Annotated in this window: 6 protein-coding genes; 2 read left to right on the top strand and 4 right to left on the bottom strand. The window is 56.7% G+C overall.

The window, feature by feature from the left end; all coding sequences use genetic code 11:
- On the top strand, positions 1 to 427 hold a 427-nt coding region (locus tag ABX962_RS27085; RefSeq protein ID WP_372724078.1), incomplete at its 5' end, for a hypothetical protein.
- Between the two features lie 168 nt (positions 428 to 595).
- Here ABX962_RS27085 and ABX962_RS27080 read toward each other — a convergent pair.
- The 3 genes from ABX962_RS27080 to ABX962_RS27070 all read right to left on the bottom strand — a co-directional run bounded on the left by ABX962_RS27080 (position 596) and on the right by ABX962_RS27070 (position 3,120).
- A complete protein-coding gene (locus tag ABX962_RS27080) occupies positions 596 to 1,339 on the bottom strand; it encodes a uracil-DNA glycosylase family protein (RefSeq protein ID WP_372724076.1) in 744 nt (247 codons plus the stop codon).
- The gene (locus tag ABX962_RS27075; protein WP_372724074.1) at positions 1,339 to 2,193 is read right to left on the bottom strand and encodes a hypothetical protein; all 855 of its coding nucleotides are present in this window, start codon (positions 2,191 to 2,193) and stop codon (positions 1,339 to 1,341) included. Before ABX962_RS27075 ends, ABX962_RS27080 begins: the two co-directional genes overlap by 1 nt.
- Positions 2,194 to 2,319: 126 nt before the next feature.
- Positions 2,320 to 3,120, bottom strand: a complete 801-nt coding sequence (locus ABX962_RS27070) for a hypothetical protein (RefSeq protein WP_372724072.1) — start codon at positions 3,118 to 3,120, stop codon at positions 2,320 to 2,322.
- 44 nt (positions 3,121 to 3,164) lie between these two features.
- Here ABX962_RS27070 and ABX962_RS27065 point away from each other — a divergent pair, with 44 nt between their 5' ends.
- Positions 3,165 to 4,025, top strand: a complete 861-nt coding sequence (locus ABX962_RS27065) for a hypothetical protein (protein ID WP_372724070.1) — start codon at positions 3,165 to 3,167, stop codon at positions 4,023 to 4,025.
- A gap of 28 nt (positions 4,026 to 4,053) precedes the next feature.
- On the opposite strand, the gene ABX962_RS27060 is transcribed toward ABX962_RS27065, so the two are convergent.
- Positions 4,054 to 6,188 (bottom strand): hypothetical protein (locus tag ABX962_RS27060; RefSeq protein WP_372724069.1); only part of this gene is annotated, 2,135 nt, incomplete at its 5' end.

Raw genomic sequence — 6,188 nt, 5'->3', positions numbered from 1 at the left:
GCCCGCCTCGCTGCTAGCGTTCTTGCCCGGAACAACTCTTGGACTTCACATTGGCGCTGCGGTCGAAGCGGGCATCCCAGCCGCAATCCAGCGAACGACTGGTAACCCAATGGCTTCCGCAAAGTTCTTTCTCGGCTTTGCCACGGTCGCGCTCGCGGTCACCTTTGCGTACCGTGTCCCGCGTTGGTATTTTGTGGGTCGGCATCGCATTCTCTGGTGGTCAGCGTTTCTTAGCGGATCGCTAATCGTGGGACTCGGTTTCTCCACTGTTGTTGTTCTCGGTCGACTCGGGTTCTACAATCCCGTTGGGCCGCCCACCGCTGCGGCCGTTGCGATTCTTGTGGCGATTGTCTCGGTTTGCGTAGTTCTCGGCGTCGAAGCCGAAGCCTGTTGTGCACGTTTGCGTAAGGCTAACACCGGCGGATAACCATCGCGTGTACGTTGCGGACTGGAAATGGCATGAAGACGAGCGGGTGGGAAGGGAGACAGGGAGACAGGGAGACAGGGAGACAGGGAGACAGGGAGACAGGGAGACAGGGAGAGGGGGAGACAGGGAGAGGGGGAGAGGGGGAGAGGGGGAGATTCATTGCTGGCACTACTTCCAGATGCCGGCTTCGCTGAGTTGTTTGGTCGCGGTGCCGGCCCAATCTCGGTTCGCCGCTGGCGATGCGGGACTGGGGTGAAGGATCCGCGAAAGTTTTGCCTCGCTGTGGATGGCCTCAAGGGATCGTTTCAAACACCCTTCGGCATACGCACCGACGCCGACGACGTAGGTCGGGTCGAGCAGCTGCAGCAATCGTTGCAGGTGCGCGTCACAGACCTCGTTGAGCGACTCTCGCTCGGCGACCGGCAGTTTGTCGGGCGTACGATTGCGGGCCGATTCTTCCATGAACACCAACGGACAATAATTCAGGACGAAGTGGTCTTTGAAAAACAGATCCGCAGTCTTAAACCGCTCGCGAAATAACCCCCACAGTCGTCGTCCACTGACCTCGCTCTTGGCACAATCGAATCCTTCGACAGGCCGTTTGGGATGTTCGTTTTCAGGGTGATCGACGGCGACATTGATCCCCATCCAATTCTTGACCGAGTCGATCTCGCCAAACGGAACTCCGGTTTGTGCCATCCCCCAGGGGCCTGGGTTCATCCCCAAGAATACGACTTTCACTCCCTTGTTGTTGACATGTTCCAGATAGGCTTCGTGCCCCTTCCAGGCGTAACGCAGCGGATTGTAGACGTGCGTCACCGGTTCGGAAAACGACAGCGAATCGACATCGTCGCGGAGTTGCTGAGCGGCAGCGATCACGGAATCGCGAATACTCGTTTTCTTTTTAGCCATCAGAGAGACGCAGGTCCTTCGGAAGTGGGTTCGAGTTCGGTATTGGAGGTTGCCGGGTCGGGAATTGCGGGGGCGGGGATCGCCGGTGGTTCTAAGTCGGAGGCATCAAACAGGTCACGCGACTGAGACAAAATCATGATCTTTTGCCAGATTTTGCGGCTCATACTGGTGCTTAGTTGTTCGATCTCGGTGACGGCGGCGACGGAATGAGCGTCGTCGAATCGCTCGACGTACAACGCCGCGATCTTGCCGACTAGCGATAGCATCTCGCTGCAATAGTCCAAGTAACGACCGAGCAAGAATGGCGTCATGTTGTATTTGGGCGAGTGATCGGTCGCTTGCCAATTTCGCAAAATCCGTTCGGGATCTTTGGTCAATTGATGCATGTCGATGATGTGGGCGATCGACCGTAATTCGTGGACCGCCGCCAACGCTCGTTTGCGTTTAATCCGCGTTTCTAAACTGATCAAAAAGTACAAGGCGATGCCGACAAACACGGCACCATTGATCCCGGCGTCAAAGGTTTGAATAAAGTCCATCGGACTGACTTCGTCCGGTTCCAAGCGAACCACCAACGCTCCGTAGAAAATCAAAACGGCCAACAAGCTGAACGCCAACAGGTAACCGACCGCGCGAATCCACAAGATCGGACGTCCGATCCAGGCCGATCGCGATGCCGCTTGCAGCGAGACTTGGTGAAGTTGTCCGCACAGTTTGCCGAGTCCGCAATGAGGAAATCGCTCGTCGATCCGCACGCGAAGCATCGCGACCGTTTCGACGATGCGGTCATCCCGCAGTCGCAGTAGATCGTGAGGCTCTTTTTCGACATAGTCGGTTGGGTCGTTCATTCGCATGCGTCTCGCAGAAAAGCCAGGATCCTAGCAAAGCCAGAACCCTAGCAAAGCCAGGAAGGATGTTTTGCTTCGAATGACACGGTGGGAAGTCATCGTGTGAACCCAGGCTGGCAGCCTGGACTACGTTCACACTGCCATATACTCTTCGATGGCATCAATCACGATCTCTTCGGGCGCAGGTTTACCCACCCATTTTTCGATACATTGGCAAATCATACCGACTCGCCGCTGGTCGATGTTGATCACCGTGGCTTCGAAATCATCGAGTGCTTCGGCCACCGCTTCATTGCCGCTGAGGTCAATCAGCAGAGATGATGGGCAGGCGGCGGACGCGTCTTCGATTTCCAGTGCCACCGCATCCGCATCGAGCTCGCCAATCAGGACCACATCCGCCTCGGGAATCGAGGCGGTGTCGGGTTCGAGCAAGGACTGTTTCAGGAGTTCGCGATACGGTTCGGGAAACAGCGAGTCGAGATCGCGGCCGATTTCGCCAATGACCCACGCGGAAACCGCCGAATCGTCCTGTTTGGCCGAGAGGTGAGCATGGATCTGAGCCGAAATCCATTGGCTTTCGGCATCAAAACCAAGCAGACCTGAGTTTTGTGAAGCAGTGCCTTGTAGACCCGAGCGGGCAATCGGGTCACGATAGAAACAGTCCAGTACTGCGGGGCCGGATTGATCGGGCAGATGGCCGGCAGCCCACTGAGCCGCTTCCCGGATCAAATTCTTGCTGAGCAGAATTCCGCGGACCCCGAGCACCTCGAGTCCATGCAGGGCGACGGGCAAGTTTTCCGGCGTGACATCAAAAGACATCACTCGCCAATCGAGCTTCATCGCTTCAAAGGCCCGTTCGATCGCGAGCTGTGACGGATTTCCGGCAATCGGGTGCCCAAGCACCGCGATGATCGGTTCAGTGGTACCATCCATGTTTCAAGTTCGCTCTCTCTCAAACCAAACCGTGGAAATGTCAAGTGGAAGCCGGAAAACAGCAAACCTACTTGATTCCGCTGTTAAACCGAAGGGCGCTGGTAATTCTGGGCAGCTGGGCACTGGCAATGATTGTCGCAACATGGCGGACTGCAGATCCCGCTCATGGAATCGTCGAAAGCCACGAAATTAATTTTGCGTTTCGCTGTTTCATTGTCGGCTGCTGGTTGGGCAGCATCGCAGTGAGTTGTTGGATCACGTCGGCGGTCAAAAAAACGGTGATGCGGTATGGATTGCAAGTCGCACTGGTGCTAGTCGGCGTGACGTCGTTTTGGGGCACGTTTAGTGATGACCCTTGGCTATCAACTTTGGTGGATATGGTGGGAATCGTGCTGAGTCAAAACGTCGTGTTTGCGTGGATTGCGGTCCCTCGATGGAACGATACGCGAGAGTCAAGTCAGCGGAAACGACGTCAATTTTCGATCGGCGACCTGATTGCGATCACGACCGTGTTTGCGTTGCTATTAACATCGGCACGCGATTTTCTGCCCCCGATACGCGCCGAACTCTATTGGCCGGTGCTGATTGGGATCTGGTTGACGGTCCCCGTCGCCACCGCGCTGCTCAGCCAAGCGATGCTACTCGTCGCGTCGCGCGGCGGGTTGGCGCGTGTGATCCTGGTGGGATTCGTACTCTTTTTAGGCAGTTTCGCGATGGCGATTTTTGCCACGGAGTTCGAATTTCCCATCGAGTGGAATGATCTGTTTTTTCTATACGTGCTGTACTATTTGATGGTGTTTGTCGGCTTTCTGTGTGCGTTTGCGGTTGCCAGTTTCGCTGGTCGATTGGCCGCGCAACACGTCGAAGCCCGGGAACCGACCCCCGATCGCGACACGGCAAATTAAATTGACAAGGAAATGAAATCGACAACGGCTAATTGCGGGCCGCGTCGACGATCGCATCGACCACCAATCGGTCGTCGTACTGAGTCAACGTGAATTGCCCGCCGCGGAACCACTGCATGATCGGATGGGCATAGTCCAAGGGCGAGGTCAGCGGTGGTCGTGTGCCATGCCATGCCGTGCTCTGCCATTGATCCACTTGAGGCTGAAATTGGTATTCGCCGCCGAGGGTGCACTGCAGATCGGTGGCGAAAATATCCTGCGTGGCCGCGAGTGCTTCGGCGGGCGGCACTCGCAATTGGCGTGACAACATGCCCAGGAAATCGGCTCCCGCCAAACTGCTGGTTGCCGATCGTTGGTACAACTGGTTCGTCACCCAAGATTCGAGTTGGCTGCCTCGCAAATTACCGATTCGACCGCGAAGTTGGGCCGCGTCCTCGACTTCGATCGAAGCCAAAAACGGCAAACTCGCGGTCAGCAAATCGGGATAAAACGACAACACGCTGAACCCGCCTCCGGTGTAGCGATAGATTCCGCCAATCAAGCGGCTCATCCCCGGACCGACCGGGGTGCCACGGCCTAGCCCCAGCGGCAATCGATCAATCGCTCCGGGTAATGGCCACGCGCCGATGTAGCCTGGCAACTGTTTCAGTGCACGATAGGTCTTGATCAAGCCGTCGAAGTCATCGGGATTTGGTGGCACCGAGTCTTTGATCGCAGCAAACAGATGCGTTGGGGGACCCAGCTGTTCCGATGCCACGTGAGCCTGGACCGCCACGATGTCATCCGGAGCAAATTGCATCGCGACTCGGGTCGGTGGCCCCAATTGCTGAGCGTACTTGCCGTATTGTGCGGGCGACCATGGAGCGATCTCGGCATGGATCGCGAGCCGTTCGACGGTGGCGTTTTGATCGCCACCGGCAAAAACCGTTTCCCGCTGGACCCCGACCATGATCGGGTCCATGTGCGGAAATCGTGAGGTGTAACTCGCCGCGATCCGCGAGTACCACAACGCTTCTTCGGCCGTCACGTTTTGTAGTTCAATGTCGGCGATCGGCAAAAACGTCCCGCGAGCACCGCGGCGTGTATCGATCACGCTATCGCCGAGTTCCACGATCCCGCTGGCGTCCGAACGTTCACTAAAGTTGTTGGGCAGGTAGCCGCGTCTGATCAATTGGTCAATCGACACCGTCGGTGCCCCTTCGGCGGCAGCGGCTAATTTGGCCAGCTGTACCAAGGTTACGTCCGATTTCGCGTCGATCCGTCGCCGCAGCTCGATCAGGTATTCGGGTGACACCAAACCTTGCAGCATCTGAGGCGAAAAGTACGCAAACAGTGAATCCTCTCGTTCGATTGGCATCAATCGCCGAGCGAGTCGGAATTCCGAGGTCGCCGCGAGCGATTGCCCACTTTCGCCGACTTCGAGAAAACGCCTCGCCATCGTTTCGCTGTTGGTGACCAGGATGTACTCGCCATCTTCGACCATAAACGATCGCACGCGATTGTCGGCACTTTGCAGCAGCGAAACGGTTTTACCAGCGATGGTGGTGTCGCCAAGTTCAATCGCGTCGTCCGATTTCGCTCGTGTCGCTCGATCGTTTTGCAGTGAGGTGCGGAACAAGAACGCATTCTTGACTTTGAACAACACGCCCAACGTCGCTCCGTCATTCAAATACAGATCGCGACCGATGATCGCTTGGTCCTCGATCACGGTGGGGCCCAACATTCGCGACAATTGATTCATTTCCAGATTCAATTGCGTTTCGATGGCCTTGGTTCCCGGGCTGCGGAAACCTCTTAGCGTGACCATTCGCGAAACGTCGCCGCCGTATTCTTCCGAAAGATCACGAAACCACAAATAGTTCTCGAACGACCCATAGCGAATATAAAAACACTCCGGCGGCACTCGCGTTGCCAGCGGTTCGATCACGGTGTTGTCATTCGCACCGCCGGGGTTTGGAATCGGCTGGGTCCATCGCGGAGCGGCGGGAACCGGGACGACTCGGTTCATGTCCGGTGCGAGAGGTTGTCCCATCGCGGCTTGGCGAAACATTGCCTCGGTCGCTTGCTCGGCACCCGCCATCAATTTCAATGTCGACACCAACGTGTCGCCGGCCTCGGTCTCGGTGGTGAACCAAGCTGGCATGGGAAGATGCAAACGGCCGG

Source organism: Novipirellula sp. (assembly GCF_041583735.1).
Taxonomy (GTDB): Bacteria; Planctomycetota; Planctomycetia; order Pirellulales; family Pirellulaceae; genus Novipirellula.
Note: the sequence above shows the minus strand (reverse complement) of the source record. Positions and strands in the feature narration are given on the sequence as shown.